General features: G+C 66.1%; 17 protein-coding genes. 4 read left to right on the top strand and 13 right to left on the bottom strand.

Going from position 1 to position 18,106, the window contains the following annotated elements:
* Window positions 1-56 precede the first annotated feature (56 nt).
* Window positions 57-2,870 carry a bifunctional diguanylate cyclase/phosphodiesterase gene (locus DIR46_RS25785; protein ID WP_109347787.1) on the bottom strand — a complete coding sequence of 938 codons (2,814 nt, stop codon included), beginning with the start codon at window positions 2,868-2,870 and terminating at the stop codon, window positions 57-59.
* Between the two features lie 105 nt (window positions 2,871-2,975).
* Between DIR46_RS25785 and DIR46_RS25780 the strand changes: the two genes are divergently transcribed.
* On the top strand, window positions 2,976-3,476 hold the full coding sequence (locus tag DIR46_RS25780; RefSeq protein WP_109347786.1) for a MarR family winged helix-turn-helix transcriptional regulator: 501 nt from the start codon (window positions 2,976-2,978) through the stop codon (window positions 3,474-3,476).
* 3 nt (window positions 3,477-3,479) lie between these two features.
* On the opposite strand, the gene DIR46_RS25775 is transcribed toward DIR46_RS25780, so the two are convergent.
* Window positions 3,480-4,601 carry a YbdK family carboxylate-amine ligase gene (locus DIR46_RS25775; protein WP_109347785.1) on the bottom strand — a complete coding sequence of 374 codons (1,122 nt, stop codon included), beginning with the start codon at window positions 4,599-4,601 and terminating at the stop codon, window positions 3,480-3,482.
* Window positions 4,588-5,817 (bottom strand): cation:proton antiporter, encoded by a 1,230-nt coding sequence (locus DIR46_RS25770; RefSeq protein WP_109347784.1) that lies wholly within the window; start codon window positions 5,815-5,817, stop codon window positions 4,588-4,590. Before DIR46_RS25770 ends, DIR46_RS25775 begins: the two co-directional genes overlap by 14 nt.
* A gap of 389 nt (window positions 5,818-6,206) precedes the next feature.
* Between DIR46_RS25770 and DIR46_RS25765 the strand changes: the two genes are divergently transcribed.
* Both DIR46_RS25765 and DIR46_RS25760 read left to right on the top strand, forming a co-directional pair.
* The gene (locus DIR46_RS25765; RefSeq protein WP_109347783.1) at window positions 6,207-6,968 is read left to right on the top strand and encodes a ZIP family metal transporter; all 762 of its coding nucleotides are present in this window, start codon (window positions 6,207-6,209) and stop codon (window positions 6,966-6,968) included.
* A 169-nt stretch (window positions 6,969-7,137) separates the two neighbouring features.
* Window positions 7,138-7,650, top strand: coding sequence for a PEP-CTERM sorting domain-containing protein (locus DIR46_RS25760; protein WP_205289045.1), 513 nt, complete (start codon window positions 7,138-7,140; stop codon window positions 7,648-7,650).
* 17 nt (window positions 7,651-7,667) lie between these two features.
* Here the strand turns inward: DIR46_RS25760 and DIR46_RS25755 are convergent, their stop codons facing one another.
* Genes DIR46_RS25755 through cyoA form a run of 8 tightly spaced genes read right to left on the bottom strand, consistent with a single transcriptional unit; the run spans window position 7,668 to window position 14,892 of the window.
* Complete coding sequence (locus DIR46_RS25755) at window positions 7,668-8,114, bottom strand: c-type cytochrome (protein ID WP_229446428.1); 447 nt, start codon at window positions 8,112-8,114, stop codon at window positions 7,668-7,670.
* Window positions 8,115-8,654, bottom strand: coding sequence for a response regulator transcription factor (locus DIR46_RS25750; protein ID WP_109347780.1), 540 nt, complete (start codon window positions 8,652-8,654; stop codon window positions 8,115-8,117). It abuts the gene before it with no gap.
* Entirely contained in the window at window positions 8,641-9,999 is a 1,359-nt protein-coding gene (locus DIR46_RS25745; RefSeq protein WP_109347779.1) for an ATP-binding protein, read from the bottom strand. The genes DIR46_RS25750 and DIR46_RS25745 overlap by 14 nt, the downstream gene beginning before the upstream one ends.
* A 56-nt stretch (window positions 10,000-10,055) precedes the next feature.
* Complete coding sequence (locus DIR46_RS25740) at window positions 10,056-10,868, bottom strand: SURF1 family protein (protein ID WP_109347778.1); 813 nt, start codon at window positions 10,866-10,868, stop codon at window positions 10,056-10,058.
* Window positions 10,868-11,245, bottom strand: coding sequence for a cytochrome o ubiquinol oxidase subunit IV (gene cyoD, locus DIR46_RS25735; protein ID WP_109347777.1), 378 nt, complete (start codon window positions 11,243-11,245; stop codon window positions 10,868-10,870). Before cyoD ends, DIR46_RS25740 begins: the two co-directional genes overlap by 1 nt.
* On the bottom strand, window positions 11,242-11,880 hold the full coding sequence (gene cyoC / locus DIR46_RS25730; RefSeq protein WP_109347776.1) for a cytochrome o ubiquinol oxidase subunit III: 639 nt from the start codon (window positions 11,878-11,880) through the stop codon (window positions 11,242-11,244). Before cyoC ends, cyoD begins: the two co-directional genes overlap by 4 nt.
* Window positions 11,873-13,882, bottom strand: a complete 2,010-nt coding sequence (gene cyoB / locus DIR46_RS25725; RefSeq protein WP_109347775.1) for a cytochrome o ubiquinol oxidase subunit I — start codon at window positions 13,880-13,882, stop codon at window positions 11,873-11,875. The genes cyoC and cyoB overlap by 8 nt, the downstream gene beginning before the upstream one ends.
* 2 nt (window positions 13,883-13,884) lie before the next feature.
* Window positions 13,885-14,892, bottom strand: coding sequence for a ubiquinol oxidase subunit II (cyoA, locus tag DIR46_RS25720; protein ID WP_109347774.1), 1,008 nt, complete (start codon window positions 14,890-14,892; stop codon window positions 13,885-13,887).
* Window positions 14,893-15,052: 160 nt separating this feature from the next.
* On the opposite strand from cyoA, the gene DIR46_RS25715 reads away from it, so the two are divergent.
* Window positions 15,053-16,396 (top strand): MFS transporter, encoded by a 1,344-nt coding sequence (locus DIR46_RS25715; protein WP_109347773.1) that lies wholly within the window; start codon window positions 15,053-15,055, stop codon window positions 16,394-16,396.
* Window positions 16,397-16,641: 245 nt separating this feature from the next.
* Here the strand turns inward: DIR46_RS25715 and DIR46_RS25710 are convergent, their stop codons facing one another.
* A complete protein-coding gene (locus DIR46_RS25710; protein WP_109347772.1) occupies window positions 16,642-17,355 on the bottom strand; it encodes an SDR family oxidoreductase in 714 nt (237 codons plus the stop codon).
* A 99-nt stretch (window positions 17,356-17,454) separates the two neighbouring features.
* The gene (locus tag DIR46_RS25705; protein WP_109347771.1) at window positions 17,455-18,051 is read right to left on the bottom strand and encodes a TetR/AcrR family transcriptional regulator; all 597 of its coding nucleotides are present in this window, start codon (window positions 18,049-18,051) and stop codon (window positions 17,455-17,457) included.
* Window positions 18,052-18,106: the final 55 nt, after the last annotated feature.

The raw sequence follows: 18,106 nt of genomic DNA, 5'->3' as shown, positions 1-18,106 counted from the left end.
GGCAAGTATATCCGACCGCGGCGCGCGCCACGGCACGGGATGGGAGGTGCGGCGCCTCAGGCGGCGCTGGCCGCCGGCTCCACCCGGCCGGCGCGCAGCAGCGCCTCGACCCGCGTGGCCGGCTGCGGACGGCTGTAGACGTGGCCCTGGACCTCGTCGCAGCCGCAGCCGCGCAGGTAGTCGAGCTGTTCGATCGTCTCGACCCCTTCGGCGATCACCTGCATGCGCAGGCCGTGGGCCAGCGAGATGATGGCGTCGACCAGGGCCGCGCCGTCCGGGTTCCCGACGATGTCCTGCACGAAGGAGCGGTCGATCTTGAGCACGTCCACCGGCAGGCGCTTCAGGTACTGCAGGCTCGAATAGCCGGTGCCGAAATCGTCGATGCACAACTTGACACCCATGCGCTTGAGGCATTCCATGGTATGGATGGCGGCGTCGGCGTCGGCCATCATCATGCTCTCGGTGAGTTCGATCTCGAGCGAAGCCGGCGGCAGTCCGGTTTCGACCAGCACCTTGGCCACGGTCTCGACCAGGTCGGGCTCGGCAAACTGGCGTGCCGACAGGTTGACGGCGATGCGCAGCGGTCCCAGGCCGGCGCGCTGCCAGCGCCGGTTCTGGCGGCAGGCGGTGCGCAGCACCCAGGCGCCGATCGGCACGATCAGGCCGGTCTCCTCGGCCAGGGCGATGAAGCGGTCGGGCCGAATCGTGCCCAGCAGCGGGTGGCGCCAGCGGATCAGCGCCTCGTTGCCCACCACGCAGCCGGTGGCCAGGTCGACCTGCGGTTGGAAATGCAGCTCGAACTGGTCGTCCTGCAGCGCATGGCGCAGCGCGCTCTCCAGGGCCAGGCGGTCGAAGGCCTGGGCGTTCATGTGCGGCGCATAGAACTGCACGCCGTTGCGGCCGATGCTCTTGGCGCGGTACATCGCGATCTCGGCGTTCTTGACCAGGGTGTCGGCGTCCAGGCCGTCGGCCGGGAACGCGGCCACGCCGGCGCTGCAGCTGAGCGCCAGGCGCTGGCCGGCCAGGTGGATCGGTTCGCCCACCGCTTCGCGCACCTGCTGGATGCGCGCCGCGGCCTGGCGTTCGTCGGCCACGCCCACCAGCACCAGCACGAAGTCGTCGCCGCCGACCCGGGCCGCGGTGTCCACCGGCCGCAGCGCGCCCTTGATGCGTGTCGCCAGCATGCGCAGCGCTTCGTCGCCGGCGCGCCGGCCAAGGGTGTCTTTGATCAGCTTGAAATGGTCGAAGTCGAGCAGCACGGTCCACACCGGCATGCCGCCGGCGTTGGCGATGGCGCGCTCGATGCGGTCGGACAGCAAGGACCGGTTGGCGAGGCCAGTGAGCGTGTCGTAGTGGGCATGGCGCTCGAGCTCGGCCTCGTAGCGCTTGGCGGTGGTGACGTCGTAGACGGTGACCACGAAATGCCCGGCATGGCCGTCGGGACGGCGCACCGGGGCCACGTAGACGTCGCTGATCAGCTCCACCCCGTCGCGGGTATGGGCCGTGACCAGGGCATGCTCCTCGCGCTGCTGGCGCAAGGCCTGGCGCAGCTCTTCCACAGAAGGCTGGTCGGCATCCAGGCCGGCGAGCAGCTTGAGCGGCTGGCCGGCCAGCTCGCGCGCCGAATAGCCGAAGGTGCGTTCGCAGGCGGGGTTGACGTATTCGATCGGATAGCCCGGTTGCTCCGCGTCGACCAGCAGGATCGGATTGGCGCTGGCTTCCATCGCGCGTTCGTACAGCCGCAGCGAGCCGGTGGCGCGCTCGAGCGCCGCGGTGCGCTGTTCGACCAGGGCCTCGATGCGGCGCGTGCGCGCCACCCGTTGCTGCACCAGGCCGGCGGCGGCGAAGCTCAGGATCAGCCCCAGCACCATCGCGACCAGCTCGGCCATGTGGGCGCCCAGGGCCGGGGGCTGTTCCTCGACCACCACCTGCCAGGGGCTGCCGGCGATTTCGAACGCTTCCACGCGGCGCAGCGCCATGCCGTCCAGCACACGGTCCCACCAGCCGTCGGGCGCGGCAAGGCTGCCGTGCTGGTAGGCGGTGACCACGTTGCCGAGGGCGTCGGGGCCGCGCAGCGACAGCGCGAAATTGTCGTCGTCGAGCAGCCTCACGGATTCCAGGGTGCCGCCCACCAACTGGGCGACGTCGATCACCACCTCGGTGGCGCCCACCACGGTGGCGCGCCGCGCCGCCGTCTCGAGAGGACGCGCGCCGGGCCGGTAGACCGGCAGCGTGATGAGGACGCCATGGCGGGCGCCGCCGCCCTGCAGCAGGTCGATGATGGGACTGGCGGCCGGTTCGCCGGTGTCGATCGCCCGCTGGGTGTACACCCGCTGGGGCGCGTACGACCAGGCATCGTAGCCGAAGGTGACCTCGTTGCCGACGATCGGTGTCACATAGTCGTTGACCAGGTAGCGCCAGCGCACGCCTGCCCGGACCAGGGCCGGCGCGCCGGTCCTGACGCGTTCGCGGATCTCGAAGCCCGGCCAGAACGCGCGCCGCTGGGCCTCGAAGGCGTCGCGCTCCACGTCGCTCACGAAGCGCTGGAACACCAGCGCCTGCAGGTAGCCGTGGCGCGCCACCAGCGGCTGGGCGAAGGCGTCGAACTCCTCGCGCGTGATCTCGCGCGAGGCGCTGAAGAACAGGTTGACGGCGCGCGCGGCGTCGGTGGCTTCGGCGAAGGCGCGGGTGACGGCCGCGACCCGCACCACGGCGCGCTGGTCGAATTCCGCGTTGGCGCGGTCAAATTCCATCGTGCGCACCGCGCCGCCCAGCAGCGAGGTGAGCACCAGGCCGAGCAGACAGGTGCCCATCGCGGCCCGTGACAGGCCGCGCTCCGGGACACCAGGGCTGGCGGATGCGCTTCGCATGAATCGATGCTAGCGCAGAACGGGGCGTTCGGGGGAATTTCGCATGCCAAGAAAAAGCGCGCTGCCCGGCCCCGCTTTGCGGGCTGTTGGATTATCATCTCGCCCATGCCGCCCGAACCTCAACCAGAAGCCCTGCCCGCGTCCCTCGATGCGCCGCCCCAGCGCGTGCTGCGCCAGTTCCGTATCGTCTTCAATGCCGTCAAGACACATTTTCGCCAGCTCGAGCGCGACTCGGGCCTGGGCGGAGCCCAGGTCTGGGCGCTGTCGGTGATCGAGAAGCAGCCGGGCATCGGCGCCACCAGCCTGGGGCGCGCGATGGACATTCACCAGTCGACCGCCAGCAACCTGGTGCGGGGACTGGTCGAGCGTGGCTATGTGGTGGCGGCGCGCGAAGGCGCGGACCGGCGCAACGTCGCACTGCGTATCTTGCCGGCGGGCCAGGAAGTGTTGCGCCGGGTGCCCGGCCCGGCGGCCGGTGTGCTGCCGAGCGCGCTGGCGACGCTGGACGAAGCGACCCTGCTGCGCCTGGAACAGGACTTGGCCCTGCTGATCGGCCGCCTGGATGCGGACGAAGCCGCGGGCAAGATACCTCTCAGCCAGTCGTAAGGTCTACACCTCGCCGCGGAATTTCCCCAGCGCCAGATTAACCATCGCCTCCACGCTGCCCTCGTGCTCATGCACGATGCGCAGCTGTGCGGCGTCGCCGACCGCTTTCGTCACCTGGGACAGGTGGGCCAGCGCGGCGCCCGATCCGAGCCGTTCGGCGTGCGGCGCGATGCGGGCCAGCGTAGCGAGGATGTCGTCGCGCAAGGTGACCGGCTGGTGTTCCTGCGGTAGCACGATATTGCCTTCGAGCCCGAAACGGCAGGCCTGGAAGCGGTTGTAGTTGTAGACCAGGTAGTCGTCCTCGCGCGGCGGCGGCTCGTTCCCTTCCAGCAGGTGGCTGCACAGGGCTTGCAGGTAGGCGGCAAGGGCCGCCGCATGCTCGACCGTGAGCGGGGTGTCGCACACGCGCAGCTCGATGGTGCCGTATTCGGGCTTCGGCCTCAGGTCCCAGTAGAAGTCCTTCATGCTGCGCACGATGCCGGTGTCTTCCATGCGCTTGAAATAGTCGCGCTCGAAGTCTTCCCATTTCAGCAGGAACGGCGCGCGCCCCGACAGCGGGAAGGCGAACACCGAATTCAGGCGCGAGGAGTGGAACTGGGTGTCGCTGCCCTGCAGGAAGGGCGACGAGGCCGACAGCGCGATGAAATGCGGAATGTAGCGATTCAGCGCGTGCAGCAGGAACAGGGCATTGTCGCCGCTGCCGCAGCCGATGTGCACGTGCTGGCCGAACACGGTGAACTGCTTGGCCAGGTAGCCGTACAGCGCCGACACCTCGCGAAACCGCGGCTTTTCGTAGATCCGGCGCTCGGTCCACTGCTGGAACGGATGGGTGCCGCCGCCGCACACGCCCACGTTCAGGCGGTCGCCGGCGCGCAGCAGGGTGTCGCGGATCAGGCGCAGCTCGTCCACCAGCGGCGCGTAGCCGGTATGGATGCTGCTGTTGATCTCGATCATGCTTTCGGTGATCTCGGGCGTGACCGCGCCGGGAAACGGCGCGCGCGCCAGCAGGTCGAGCATGTCCGGCGAGGCCGGGGTCAGGTCGAAATCCGACAGGCCGACGAGCTGCAACTCCAGCTCGACACCCATGGTCAGCGGTTCCGAGCGCGAAAACTCAGGCAGCGGCATCCTTGTCCTCCTTCACGACATTCTTGTACTTTGCAAAACCCGATTCGCGCGCGCCGGTCAGCGCGATCTGGGTCAGGATCGGCGCCAGCACCTCGAGGATCATGGCCATCGCGGCCAATGGCGCCAGTGGCGCGAGGGTGTCGAACAGGTCGACGCCCGAACGCCGGGTCTGCTCGATCAGGATGATGGCGAACACCGTCAGCGGCATGATCGCGACCCCGGTCAGGGCGCCCTTGCGCGCCGAGATGCCCGACACCCGCGCGGTGGCGGTGCACACCGCTACCTTGACCAGGGCGCGCACCAGCAGCAGCAGCAGGCCCAGCATCAGCCCTTCGGCGGTCGGCTGCCAGGCGATGGTGGTGGCGACGAAGAAGAACAGCAGCACGGTGAGCAGGTCGCCCAGGGCGCCGAAGTTGCGCTGGGCCGGGCTCAGGGTGACGCGGCGGTGGCGCGCCACCAGGCCGAAGGTCAGCGCCGCCAGCACCGGCGACAGTTTCAGTACATGGGTGATCGCGACCAGCAGGAACACGAAGACCGCGAACGTCAGCGTCGAATTGCTGCGCACGTGGCCGGCCACGCGCTGCCACAGCGGCAGCAGCCAGCCCAGCGCCGCGCCCAGGCCGCTCGACGCCGCCAGCACCACCAGGCCGGTCCAGCTGGCGTGGACCACGTCGCCCGAGGTCTGGAACACGCCGAAGCCCACCGTCACGTTGAACACGAACACGGCCAGCACGCAGTTCAGGGCCGTCAGGTGCATCGCGCGCTCGGTCACCTGGCCGCCGCCGCCCTGCTCGTTGACGATGCGCAGCAGGCCGGCGGGCGAGCTGGCCATGGCCAGGGCCGCCAGCAGGCAGGCCGGCAGCACGGCCAGGCCGCAGATGCGCGAGACGTAATACACGGCGGCCCAGGTCAGACCGGCTTCCAGCACCGAGGTGAGCAGCAGCCAGGGGTTGGTGCGCAGCCAGCGCAGGTTGATGCGGTAGCCGAGCTCGAACAGCATCAGGCCGAATCCGAGATTGGCCAGCATCATGAAGTTGTCGGCTTGGGCCGGCGGCAGATAGCCGCTCGACAGGTTGCCGAACACGAAGCCGCACAGGCCATAGATGGAGATGCGCGGCACATTGGCCCAGCGGTACAGCAGTTCGCCGGTCATCCAGGCCAGCGTCAGCGCCAGCGGCCAGGCCAGCGCATGCGTGAGTGAAAGCAGCTCGCTCATCCAGTTCTCCGGTGGGACGCGCCGATCGGCGGCAGAGAGCCGCGCAGGCACGATGGTCCGATTCGGCGCGGGGAGCGCCAGACGCGGCAACTGTGGGAACGCTACGCCGCGTGTCGAAAAATGCCCCCCGACGGATGCGGGGGGCGAAAAGAAACGGTGTGAGCCGCCTCATCGCTGATCGGGGCAACCGGACGCTGCCGGTTGCCACCCAGCTATACTGCACGAAAAATATAATCGTGGCAACCCTATTTGTGCGAATGTACAGACAGGCAATAGGCTCCCTACCCGTCCGTCAGGATGGGAATCCGGGTCGCCGGCCATCGATGGGCCAGCAGTGCGCGCCACATGTGCCTGAAAATATTAGCATGCATGAAACAAAAGGAGGGATATTGGATACCTTACCAGGATGGCTGCAGGCAGGTGGCTGGGGATTGCTGGCGGGCGCCGCCCTGCTGCTGGGCGCCTACATTGGCGTGCGTTTCAAGGTTCCGCAGCGGCTGGTGGCGGCCATCATGGCCTTCGGCAGCGGCGTCCTGATCTCGGCGCTGTCGTTCGAACTGATGGACGAGGCGATCGAGACCGGCGGCTTTGCTTCCACCGCCACCGGCTTCCTGCTCGGCGCCCTGTTCTACACGGCCGCCAACTGGTGGCTGGCGCGCAAGGGGGCGCGCCACCGCAAGCGCTCCGGGCCGCGCCCGGCGTCAGCGCATCAGGACGGCAGCGGCGCCGCGCTTGCCTTCGGCGCCCTGCTCGACGGTATTCCGGAATCGATCGTGATCGGCCTGTCGCTGCTGGGCGGCAAAGGCGTCAGCGTGGCGGTGGTGGCTGCGGTCTTCCTGTCCAACCTGCCCGAAGGCCTGTCCAGCGCGGCCGGGATGCGGCAGGCGGGCCGGTCCCCGGCGCACATCTACGGCGTGTGGGCCGGGATCGCCCTGTCTTCCGGCGTGGCCGCCCTGCTCGGCTACACGGTATTCCACCGCTTTCCGCCCGAGATGCTGGCGGCGACCACGGCGGTGGCTGCCGGCGGCGTGCTGGCGATGGTGGTCGACACCATGATCCCGGAAGCGTTCGACGAAACCCATGACTTCGCGGGCCTGATCGTGGCGGCCGGATTCCTGGCCGCCTTCGCACTCAGCAAGCTGGGCAGCTAGGCAGGCTGCTGTCGGGAAATTTTACATTCCTGCGTGTATTTACTTGAAATTTTGCATACAAGTGTCTGATTATAAATAAGATAATTTTCAGGCACACTTCCTGCTTTGTGTTGCATCGGCGACATCATTGTGATGTCTACGATAATCGAACATAGAGATGGAGTAACACGTGAAATTGGTAAAAAACCTGATGAAAGCGGCCCTGGCGACCGCCCTGCTGTCGGCCGGCGTTGCCAACGCCGCCCTGTACGAATTCAAGCTCACCGGTGACTACACCGCAAGCTGGCAGCTGGACACCGAGCGCGATCCGGACAGCTCCGACAACAACGGCGGCCTGACGTTCAACGAGGTGGCGGGCAGCTTCCCGGGCTATGATGCCCTGGACATCACGTTCTTCAATTCGGCGATCAGCGGCGGCCTGCAACTGTACGATTTCTACACCGACCGCTACGTGCTGACCACCAACGGCCCGCAGCTGTACACCGGCAAGGAATCGCGCCACGCATTCACCCTCGGCACCTTCTCGCTCACCGAATTCGCGGGCTTCGGCAACTACGTGCTGACCATCAGCGACCTCGACGCCCTGCCGGATCCGGTCGAGGTGCCCGAGCCGGCCAGCGCCGCACTGCTGGCCGCCGGCCTGGGCCTGCTGGCCGCCCGTCGCCGCAAGAGCGCCAAATAAGCGTCAGATAAGTCGCATCAGGGACGCGGCTGGTCTTGCCCAGCCTGGGTCCCGCCCTGCGTGGCCAGGTAGGCCACGATATCCCCGGCCTGGCGGTCGCTCAGGAAGCTCATGAAGCGCATCTTGTTGCCGGGGATGACCTGTTCCGAATCGCGGATGAAGGCCGCCAGGTTCGCTTCGTCCCACACCAGCGTCGACGCCTTCAGCGCCGGAGAATAGGCATAGCCCGTCACGCTGCCCGCCTTGCGTCCGAGCACCCCGTTCAGATGCGGCCCGTAGATATGCCCGGCCTTCGGCCCCACTTCGTGGCAACCCGCGCAGCGCGCGAACAGCTTGCGCCCCGCCTCGATCCGGGCCGGCGACGCTTCGCCGGGGGCTTGCGCCACGTCCGCCGTGTCGCTGCGGCCGCAGCCAGCCAGGACGAGCAACAGCAGGACTCCCTGCAGCATGTGTGCCAGTCGCATCTATTTCACCCGCTGCTTCTCGAGCTTGCGCGCCAGCGTGCGCCGGTGCATGCCCAGCCGCCGCGCGGCCTCGGAAATATTGAAATCGGTCTCGGCCAGCACGGCGTGGATACGCTCCCATTCCAGGGTCTTGATCGAGGTCGAGCGGTTGGTGACCTCGACGTCGGTGCTGCCGGCGACGTGGCCGAAGGCGGCCTCGATGTCGTCGGCGTCCGAGGGCTTGGCCAGGTATTGCACGGCGCCCAGCTTGATCGCCTCCACCGCGGTGGCGATGCTGGCGAAGCCCGTCAGCACCACGATCAGCATGTCCGGGTCGTGCTCGTGCAGCAGCTGGACGCAGGCCAGGCCCGAGGTATTCCCTTTCAGCTTCAGGTCGACCACGGCGTAGCCGGGGTTGTGCCGGGCCAGCAGCGCCTGGGCCTCGTCGTGGCCGGTGGCGCCCAGCACGCGGTAGCCGCGCCGCTCGAACGAGCGGGAAAGGGTGCGGGCGAAGGCTTCGTCGTCTTCGATGATGAGCAGCAGCGGCTCAGGATTCTGCATCGTCTATTTCCTCTTCGAGTTCGATCGCCGCCAGCGGCAGGCGTACGGACACCTCGGCCCCGCCGCCCTCGTCGTGGCGCCGGTTGCGCGCCGTGACGGTGCCGCCGAGCTTGCGCACGACGTTCACCGCCAGGAACAGTCCCAGCCCCCCGCCAGGCTTGCCCTTGGTCGAGTGATAGGGCTTGCCGAAATGGGCCAGCATGCTGGGCGCGAAGCCGGGGCCGCGGTCGAATACGGTCAGCACCAGGGTCCGCTCGTCGATGTGGGCGTCCATATAGACCCACTCGGGCGAGGCCTCGAGCGCGTTGTCGAGCAGGTTGTCGACCGTCTGGCGCAGCGCCGAATCGCTCGCGACCGGCAGGTCTTCGGCGATCCGGTTATTGTAGATGAAGGTGCGCACCGGCCGGCTGGCCTCCCAGCCTATGGCGAGCTCGTCGAGGAAGCGGCTGATCGTGGTGCGCTCGGCCGACTCGCCGCGCGCCTCCCCGGCCGACAGCAGGATGCCGCTGACGATGGCCTTGCAGCGCTTGAGCTGGGTCTGCATTTCGGTGAGTTCGCCCAGCAGCTCGGGATCGTCGCGGAAGGCCGGCATGCGCTTCCAGTCGCCCAGGATCACCGAGACCGTCGACAGCGGCGTGCCCAGCTCGTGGGCGGCGCCGCTGGCGAGCAGGCCCATGCGCACGATGTGCTCTTCCTCGGCCGCGCGCTGGCGCAAGGCGGCCAGCTGGGTCGCCTTGTCGCGGACGTTGTCCGAGATGCGCGAGATAAACATCACCAGCAACGCGGCGTTGAGCGCGAAGCAGACCAGCAGGCCCTGCACGTACAGGCTGCCGATGCCGCGCGCGTGGTCGAATGGCAGCGCGAGCGGCTGGGCGTAGATGGCGAGACCGGCCATGCAGGCGATCGTGACCAGCACGATGCTCCAGGTCCACAGCACGTCGAGCAGCACGGCCGAGACGATCACCTGCAGCAGGTACAGGAAGGCGAAGGGATTGGTGGTGCCGCCGGACAGGTAGAGCAGCACGGTGAGGCTGGAGACGTCGACCAGGATCGCCAGGAACATCTCGCCGTTGGAGACCGGGCGCCGTTCGTGCCAGCGCAGGTGGCTGGCGACGTTGAAGGCGATCAGGCAGGCCAGCACCTGCAGCATGTGCACCAGCGGCAGCTCGATCCGGAAGATCGTGATGGCCGAGGCGATGGTCGTGATCTGGCCGATGACGGCGATCCAGCGCAGCTCGATCAGCTGCAGCATGTTCTTGTGGCCGGCCGCGAACTCGACGTTGGCGGCGGCGGCCGACGGCGACGAGCGCGCCGCCCTGGCGAAGAAATCCAGCGGAGATTGCATCAAAACCCGTTATATCTGTACTGCGGTCTGTGCTGCGGTCCGGCGGGACCGGCGCCTCAATCGTCGGTATTGCCGCGCTTCGCCTCGTAGCGGGCGACCCACCACGCGGCCGCGGCCACCATCAGGGCCAGAGCATACCAAGTGAGCGCATAGACGAGGTGATTATTTGGGAAAGAAATGACGGTCAGGCCGCCGACCGCCGTTTCCGGCGCGTCCTTCGGATCCTGGCCCTTGCCGGCGTCGACGAAGAACGGCGCGACTTGCGCAAGATCGAGGCCGCGCGCGGCGGCGATGGCGCCCACTTCGCGCGCGTACCAGCGGTTGTTGACGGGGTCGTTATCGCGCAGGAAGCCGCTTTTCGGCTCGGCGATGCGCAGCAGGCCGACGACGTCGACGGGTGCGCCCTGGATGGCGGCGCAGGGATTGGCGCCGGCCTTGCGGGCAGGATAACGGGTCGCGATGTCGCCGCTCGAGGGAATGAAGCCGCGGTTGACGAGAACGATGTGGCCGTCGCCGAGGCATAAGGGCGTGAGCAGCCAGAAACCGGCGCCGAGATCGGACAGCGCCTGCACCGGTGTGGTGAGTTCGTAAAGATAGCGGCCCGACAGGCGTAGGCGCCGGTATTCGTCGGACTCGCGTGAGACTTGCGGCCATTGCGACGCCAGGGGCGGCGCAACGGGATCCGCATGAACGCGTGCGTCGACGCGTTCGATCAGGTCCAGTTTCCAATGCAGGCGGAACACCTGCCAGGTCCCCAGACCGGCAAACAGCACGAACAGCAGCAGGGCCGCCACCGCCATGGCGCGCCGCACGAAGGCGGAGCGCTGAGGATGTGCCGGCGCCACCGGCTGTTCGTGCAGTACCGACATCAGGTCATGTCGTGGGTGCTGTTCGGACCCATGCCAGGCATCATATTGGTGTTCATATGATGCATGACCCAGATCGAACCGGCCATCACGATGACCAGGATGACGATGGTCAGGATCAGCGCCATCATGTTCCAGCCGCCTTCCGCCTTCGAGTTCAAGTGCAGGAAGTACATCATCTGCATGATCAGCTGCACGCCGGCGAAGGCCAGGATGACCCACTTGGTGGTCTCTGGCGCCAGGACGTTGCCCATTACCAGCCAGAACGGAATGATCGTCAGGATCGCCGACAGGGCGAAGCCGATCATGTAGTCCTTGGCGCTGTAGTGCGTCACGTGGACGTCATGGCCATGGTGGCCGTGGTCGTGGTGGTCGCTCATGGCAGGACTCCCATCAGGTAGACAAAGGTGAAGACGAAGATCCAGATCAGGTCCAGGAAGTGCCAGAACAGCGACAGGCACGACAGGCGACGGAAGTTCTCCGGGGTCAGGCCGTGTTTGCCCAGCTGGAAGAACAGGGTCACCAGCCAGACGATGCCGAAGGTCACGTGCAGGCCGTGGGTGCCGACCAGCGCGAAGAACGCGGTCAGGAAGCCCGAACGCTGCGGACCGGCGCCCATGTGGATCAGGTGCTGGAACTCATAGATTTCCACGCACAGGAAGGCCAGGCCCAGGATGCCGGTGACGACCAGCCACATGCGGGTCTTCGCCAGGTTCTTGGCTTGCGCCGCGATCATGGCGAAGCCGAAGGTCAGCGACGACACCAGCAGGAACGCGGTGTTGAGCGCGATCAGCGGCAGCTCGAACAGCTCGGCGCCGGTCGGACCGCCCGCATAGGCGCGGCCCTGCACCGCATAGGTGGCGAACAGGGACGCGAAGATGAGGCAGTCGCTCATCAGGTAGAGCCAGAAGCCCAGCAGCGTGCCCTGCTCCGGGTGGTGTTCGCGGACGATGTAACGTCCGGTCACGTCGTCGGCGACGCTGCCGCCGGTTACAGATGCGTTAATTTCAGACATGGCTTTCCAGCATACGGGTACGCGCTTCTTCGGTCCGGGCCACTTCTTCGGCCGGGATGTAGTAGTCGCGCTTGTAGTTGAAGGTATGGATGATGATCGCGGCCATCATGGCGACGAACGCCACGATGGTGAACGCCCACATGTGCCAGATGATGCCGAAGCCGACCGCGCACGCCAGCGCGGAGATGATGATGCCGGCGCCGGTATTCTTCGGCATGTGGATCGCCACGAAGTCCTTCAGCGGACGACGGTAGCCGTTCTTCTTCATGTCGGCGAAGGTGTCGTTGTCGTACACCACCGGGGTGAAGGCGAAGTTGTAGTCCGGCGGTGGCGACGAGGTCGACCATTCCAGCGTACGGCCTTCCCATGGATCGCCGGTGAAGTCGCGCAGGCGCGCGGTGTTGCGGTCGCGGTAGCTGACATAGATCTGCATCAACAGCGCGCCGATACCGCCGGCAATCATCAGGGTGCCCAGGAACGAGATCTGGAACAGCCACTGCACCGAAGGATCGTCGAAATGGCTCACGCGACGGGTATAGCCCATGAAGCCCAGGATGTACGGCGGGGTGAAGGCAACCCAGAAGCCGATCGACCACAGCCAGAACGAGACCAGGCCCCAGAAACGGTCCAGCTTGTAGCCGAAGGCTTTCGGGAACCAGTAGTTCAGGCCGGCGAAGATGCCGAACACGACGCCGCCGATGATCACATTGTGGAAGTGCGCGATCAGGAACAGCGAGTTGTGCAGCACGAAGTCAGCCGCCGGGATGGCCAGCATGACGCCGGTCATGCCGCCAATCACGAAGGTCAGCATGAACGACACGGTCCACATCATCGGCAGTTCGAAGCGGATACGGCCGCGGTACATGGTGAACAGCCAGTTGAAGATCTTGGCGCCGGTCGGGATCGAGATGATCATCGTCGTGATGCCGAAGAACGCGTTGACGCTGGCGCCCGAACCCATGGTGAAGAAGTGGTGCAGCCACACCAGGTAGGAGAGGACCATGATGACGCAGGTCGCGTACACCATCGAGGTGTAGCCGAACAGGCGCTTGCCGCAGAAGGTCGAGACGACTTCGGAGAAGATGCCGAAGGCCGGCAGGATCAGGATGTAGACCTCCGGGTGGCCCCAGATCCAGATCAGGTTGACGTACATCATCGGGTTGCCGCCACGGTCGCTCGTGAAGAACGCGGTGTCGAGCAGGCGGTCCATGCCCAGCATGGCCAGCACGGCGGTCAGGATCGGGAAGGTGACCACGATCAGGATGTTGGTGCACAGCGAGGTCCAGGTGAAGACTGGCATCTTCATCAGGTCCATGCCCGGCGCGCGCATCTTGATGATGGTGACGATCAGGTTGACGCCGGACAGGGTCGTGCCGACACCCGCCACCTGCAACGACCAGATGTAATAGTCGACCCCGACGCCCGGACTTGCCAGGATGCCCGACAGCGGCGGATAGGCCAGCCAGCCGGTGCGGCCGAATTCACCCACGAACAGCGAGGCCATCACGAGCACGGCGCCCATGGCGGTCATCCAGAACGAGAAATTGTTCAGGAACGGGAAAGCCACGTCGCGCGCGCCGATCTGCAGCGGCACCACATAGTTCATCAGGCCCGTCACGAACGGCATCGCCACGAAGAAGATCATGATCACGCCGTGGGCGGTGAAGACCTGGTCGTAGTGGTGCGGGGGCAGGAAGCCGGCATTGTCGCCGAAGGCGATCGCCTGCTGAGCGCGCATCATGAGCGCATCGGCGAAGCCGCGCAGGAACATGATCAGGCCCAGGATCATGTACATGATCCCGATTTTCTTGTGGTCGATGCTGGTGATCCAGTCTCTCCACAGGGTGCCCCACACGCGGAAGTAGGTGATCAGGCCGAGAAGGGCCAGACCGCCGACGATCACGCCTGCGAAGGTAGCGATCAGAATCGGCTCATGGAACGGGATCGCGTCCCAGCCCAGCCGACCGAAGATGAACTTCGTCAAGTCGAATGATTCTTGCATGATTACTTCATCAAGGTATTAATAGGAGCCACGCACATTTCCAGCGCTTCCGCCAGCTGAGACTTGCCGCCCTGCGACTGCTGGCGGATGGCGGCGGCCATCTGGTTGCGCTTCACGTCTTCGTGCATCTGCTGGTTCATGCACATCGAACCCTCCGCGACGCAGCGGTTCAGGATGCGGTTGAACAGCGCCGGCTCGACCTGGCCATAGTGGCGCACGGCCTCCTTGGCGGTCGGCTTTTCCAGCACCAGGTAGTCGGCGCGGTCCAGCACGGCTGGGTTGGCCTTCATTTCCTGCACCCAGGTGTTGAACTCTTCGTTGCTGACGCCCTTGTAGGCGAACTTCATGTGCGAGAAACCGTCGCCGCTGAAGTTGGCCGACAGGCCGTGGTAGTCACCCGCCTTGTTCAGCACCGCGTTCAGCTCCGTCTGCATGCCCGGCATCGTGTAGATCATGCCGGCCAGGGTCGGGATGTAGAACGTGTTCATCACGGTCGACGAGGTCATCTTGAAGCGGATCGGGGTGTCGATCGGGGTCACCAGCTGGTTGACCGAGGCGATGCCCTGCTCCGGGTAGATGAACAGCCATTTCCAGTCCAGCGCCACGACCTGCACCTCGAGCGGCTTGGTCGATGCCGGGATCGGACGGTGCTCGTCCAGGCGGTCGAGCGGACGGTAAGGATCCAGCTTGTGAGTGCTGACCCAGGTGATCAGGCCCAGGACGATGATGATCAGGAGCGGCGCGCCCCAGATGATGAGCTCGAGTTTCGTCGAGTGGTCCCAATCGGGTTCGTATTTCGCGTTGGCGTTCTTGCGATAGCGCCAGGCGAACAGGACGGTCAGGATCATCACGGGAACGATGATCAACAACATCAGGATGACCGATACGGTAATCAGGTCGGCCTGCTGCTTCGCGATATCGCCGGTGGGATTCATCACGACCGTGTTGCAGCCGGCCAGCGCTGCAAGCGGAAGTAAGGGTAGTCCGCGGCGGACAATTTTAGGAATCATGCTAGGTATCTAACGTTACATGGAGGGAGAACATGCTACTGTAATGCCAACGGTCGCCAAAGAACATTGGACACATTGTCCCACCTTTGCTGAGGTGCAATTTTTACAACGAATCCTGATAAAACCGGCGGCCGTGGACATCACCTCTGGAGAACACAATATGCAAAGCACGACGACGTACGGCGGCGCAGGGGCCGCTCCAATCACGCACCCGAACAGCGGTGCGCGCAATATCAATGCCAGGGACGCGCATGTCGATCCCGGTGACATCGCCGTCGGCGTCGTCATCGGCCGCTCGGCGGAATATTTTGAATTCTTCACGTACGCGATCGCGTCCGCCCTGGTTTTCCCGGCCATTTTCTTCCCCTGGGCCGACCGGCTCGACGCCACCCTGTATTCATTCGCCATCTTTGCCCTCGCCTTCGTGGCACGTCCGATCGGCACGGTCGTGTTCATGGCGATCCAGAAGCGCTGGAGCCGCGACATGAAGCTCGGCATCTCGCTGCTCATGATGGGCACCAGCACTGTCGTCATCGCCATGCTCCCGAGTTATAGCGAGATCGGCGCCACCGCCATCATCCTGCTGGCAGCCTTGCGTATCGCCCAGGGTTTCGCTCAGGGTGGCTCGTGGGACGGACTGCCTTCGCTGCTCGCCCTGAGCGCACCCGAGAACAAGCGCGGATGGTACGCCATGCTCGGACAATTGAGCGCACCGCTCGGTTTCGTGATCGCGGCCGGCATCTTCGCCTTTCTGATCACCTATACGGCGGAAGAAGACTTCCTGACCTGGGGCTGGCGCTTCCCGTTCTTCGTCGCCTTCGCCATCAACGTGGTTGGCACCTTCGCCCGCCTGCGCCTGGCCAGCACGCCGGAGTATTCGCGCCTGCTCGATTCGCACCACCTCGATCCGGCCCCGATCGGTGAACTGGTGAGTAAGCAAGGCAGCAATATCGCCATCGGCGCCATGGCCGCCCTGGCCAGCTACGCCCTGTTCCACCTGGTGACCGTGTTCCCGCTGTCGTGGATCCAGCTCTACGATACCCGCCCGATGGACGAGTTCCTGCACATCCAGATGTGGGGCGCCGGCCTCGCGGCCCTCGCCATGCTGGTCTCGGGCAAGGTCGCCGACAAGCTCGGCCGCCGCACCACCCTCGGCACGGCCGCGGCCCTGATCGCCCTGTATTCGGCCTCGATTCCGTTCCTGATCAATAGCGGCGTGGCCGGCCAGAACGCCTTCATCCTGATCGGCTTCACCCTGCTCGGCTTCTCCTACGGCCAGGCGGCGGGCGCCACCACCTCGAACTTCCAGAAGGGCTTCCGCTACACCGGCGCGGCCCTGACCTCCGACCTCGCCTGGCTGGTGGGCGCGGCCTTCGCCCCGCTGGTCGCCCTCGGCCTGTCGGCCCACTTCGGCCTGGGTTACGTCAGCCTCTACCTGCTGTCGGGCGCCGTGGCCTCGCTGGCGGCGCTGAGCCTGAACCGCAAGCTGGAGATTCGCGACTGATGTCCGTCGCTTGACGCGGAACGACGGCGGCCCTGCGGGGCCGCCTTTTTTTCGCCCTGCATATGGCGCGGCCCTGGTCGCGCGCCGCTGCCGCTCGTGTTCGTGGCCGCAGTTCGTGATCCGCTGCCTGCCGTGTCTGTCGATCATGCCGATACAAGGCCTGTCTTGCGGCTGTTCGGATGTTGGCGCAGTATTCGGGCCGGGCACATAAGGCCCGAGCATAGCCGGCGCCGGGCGGCAATCACTCACGCATTATGGGGCCTGACCCCGGTATAGATGCCTGGCACGCTCGACAGCCCTGCCTTCACCGCCTGCGTCAGTTCGTCGATCATGACTTCGTCCGCGCCCGCCTCCAGCGCCGCGTAGCCGCGTTCGACCACCGTGGCCGGGGCCAGCTTGGGGAGCGCAATGTCGCGCGTCAGCTCGGTGTCGACGAAACCGACGTGCAGGGCCAGTACCTGGGTGCCCTGCTCGCGCAGCTCGTTGCGCACCGCATTGGTCAGCCCCCAGGCCGCCGACTTCGACACCCCGTAGGCCGCCAGCGCCGGCGAGCTGATCCAGCTGGCCACCGACAGCACGTTCAGGATGGCGCCGCCGCCGTTACGCCCCAGCACCGGCGCGAAGGCCCGGCTCATGCCCAGGATGCCGAACACATTCGTTTCCAGCATCGCCCGCAGCGAGTCCTCGACGCCGTCAGCCAGCACCTGCTGGAAATGGGCGATGCCGGCATTGTTGATCACCAGGTCGACGTCGCCCAACTCGCCCGCCGCCGCCGCCACGCTGTGGGGATCAGTGACGTCGAGCCGAATCGGCGTGACGCCGGCCAGCGTGACGCTGGCGGGATCGCGCGCCCCCGCGTACACCTTGCTAGCGCCGCGCACGAGCGCCTGGCGGGCGAATTCGAGACCCAGGCCTCGGTTGGCGCCGGTGACGAGGACGGTGGCCTTGTCGAGTTTCATGGCATTCCTTTCTGGTTGATGGCGTCGTCGAATATGACGAGAATCATATTCTAGTCCAGAAAAATCGGCCGCGTACTGACAGGGCCGGATACTGGAGGCTTAGCGCAGGTAGTGGGCCAGCAAGGCCTGCCGGCTGGCCGCCAGCATCGCATTGCCCTGCTGTTCGGGGCCGAAGCTGCGCGCGATCTGCAGGGCGCCGACCATTGCGCCGGCCAGCGCCAGGGCCAGGCCAGCGGCATCCCCGCCGATGCGCCCTTCTGCTTCCAGCGCCGCCTGGACATGCCGCACCAGTCGCTCGATGCGGCCGCGCGCAACCTCGCGTAGCGGCGCTTCCTGGCGCGCCATTTCCGAGCCGAGCGCACCGACCACGCAGCCCAGGCCCGATGGATGGGCGGTCAGGTGGTCGTCGGACAGGTAGGCCGTGACCAGTGCTGCCAGCGGACTGGCGCCCTCCTCGCGCAAGGCGGCCACGCGGCGCTCGAGATTGGCAGTGGACGCCGCGTCGGCATGCTCGAGCGCCTCGACCAGCAAGGCCTCGCGCGAGTCGAAGTGGGCATAGAAGCCGCCGTGGGTCAGGCCGGCGCCCTTCATGACGTCGGCCACGCCGACACCGGCGAAACCGTTGCGGCGCAGCGTGCGCGCCGCGACGTCGAGGATGCGCTGATGGGTTTGTTCCCGTTTGGAGGGGATGGTCATGCGGTGTTTGCAGGAATGGGATGATCTTTATCCTACGACCATCCCACCGTGGCGG

Source organism: Massilia oculi (assembly GCF_003143515.1).
GTDB classification, from domain to species: domain Bacteria; phylum Pseudomonadota; class Gammaproteobacteria; order Burkholderiales; family Burkholderiaceae_D; genus Telluria; species Telluria oculi.
Note: the sequence above shows the minus strand (reverse complement) of the source record. Positions and strands in the feature narration are given on the sequence as shown.

Excerpts from the sequence above, each read along its gene's own strand:
- DIR46_RS25785 (WP_109347787.1), bottom strand. The coding sequence starts at position 2,870 with ATGCGAAGCGCATCCGCCAGCCCTGGTGTCCCGGAGCGCGGCCTGTCA.
- DIR46_RS25745 (WP_109347779.1), bottom strand. The coding sequence starts at position 9,999 with ATGCAATCTCCGCTGGATTTCTTCGCCAGGGCGGCGCGCTCGTCGCCG.
- cyoC (WP_109347776.1), bottom strand. The coding sequence starts at position 11,880 with ATGTCTGAAATTAACGCATCTGTAACCGGCGGCAGCGTCGCCGACGAC.
- DIR46_RS25715 (WP_109347773.1), top strand. The coding sequence starts at position 15,053 with ATGCAAAGCACGACGACGTACGGCGGCGCAGGGGCCGCTCCAATCACG.
- DIR46_RS25750 (WP_109347780.1), bottom strand. The coding sequence starts at position 8,654 with ATGCAGAATCCTGAGCCGCTGCTGCTCATCATCGAAGACGACGAAGCC.
- DIR46_RS25780 (WP_109347786.1), top strand. The coding sequence starts at position 2,976 with ATGCCGCCCGAACCTCAACCAGAAGCCCTGCCCGCGTCCCTCGATGCG.
- DIR46_RS25705 (WP_109347771.1), bottom strand. The coding sequence starts at position 18,051 with ATGACCATCCCCTCCAAACGGGAACAAACCCATCAGCGCATCCTCGAC.
- DIR46_RS25740 (WP_109347778.1), bottom strand. The coding sequence starts at position 10,868 with ATGTCGGTACTGCACGAACAGCCGGTGGCGCCGGCACATCCTCAGCGC.
- DIR46_RS25770 (WP_109347784.1), bottom strand. The coding sequence starts at position 5,817 with ATGAGCGAGCTGCTTTCACTCACGCATGCGCTGGCCTGGCCGCTGGCG.
- DIR46_RS25775 (WP_109347785.1), bottom strand. The coding sequence starts at position 4,601 with ATGCCGCTGCCTGAGTTTTCGCGCTCGGAACCGCTGACCATGGGTGTC.
- cyoA (WP_109347774.1), bottom strand. The coding sequence starts at position 14,892 with ATGATTCCTAAAATTGTCCGCCGCGGACTACCCTTACTTCCGCTTGCA.
- DIR46_RS25755 (WP_229446428.1), bottom strand. The coding sequence starts at position 8,114 with ATGCGACTGGCACACATGCTGCAGGGAGTCCTGCTGTTGCTCGTCCTG.
- cyoB (WP_109347775.1), bottom strand. The coding sequence starts at position 13,882 with ATGCAAGAATCATTCGACTTGACGAAGTTCATCTTCGGTCGGCTGGGC.
- cyoD (WP_109347777.1), bottom strand. The coding sequence starts at position 11,245 with ATGAGCGACCACCACGACCACGGCCACCATGGCCATGACGTCCACGTG.
- DIR46_RS25710 (WP_109347772.1), bottom strand. The coding sequence starts at position 17,355 with ATGAAACTCGACAAGGCCACCGTCCTCGTCACCGGCGCCAACCGAGGC.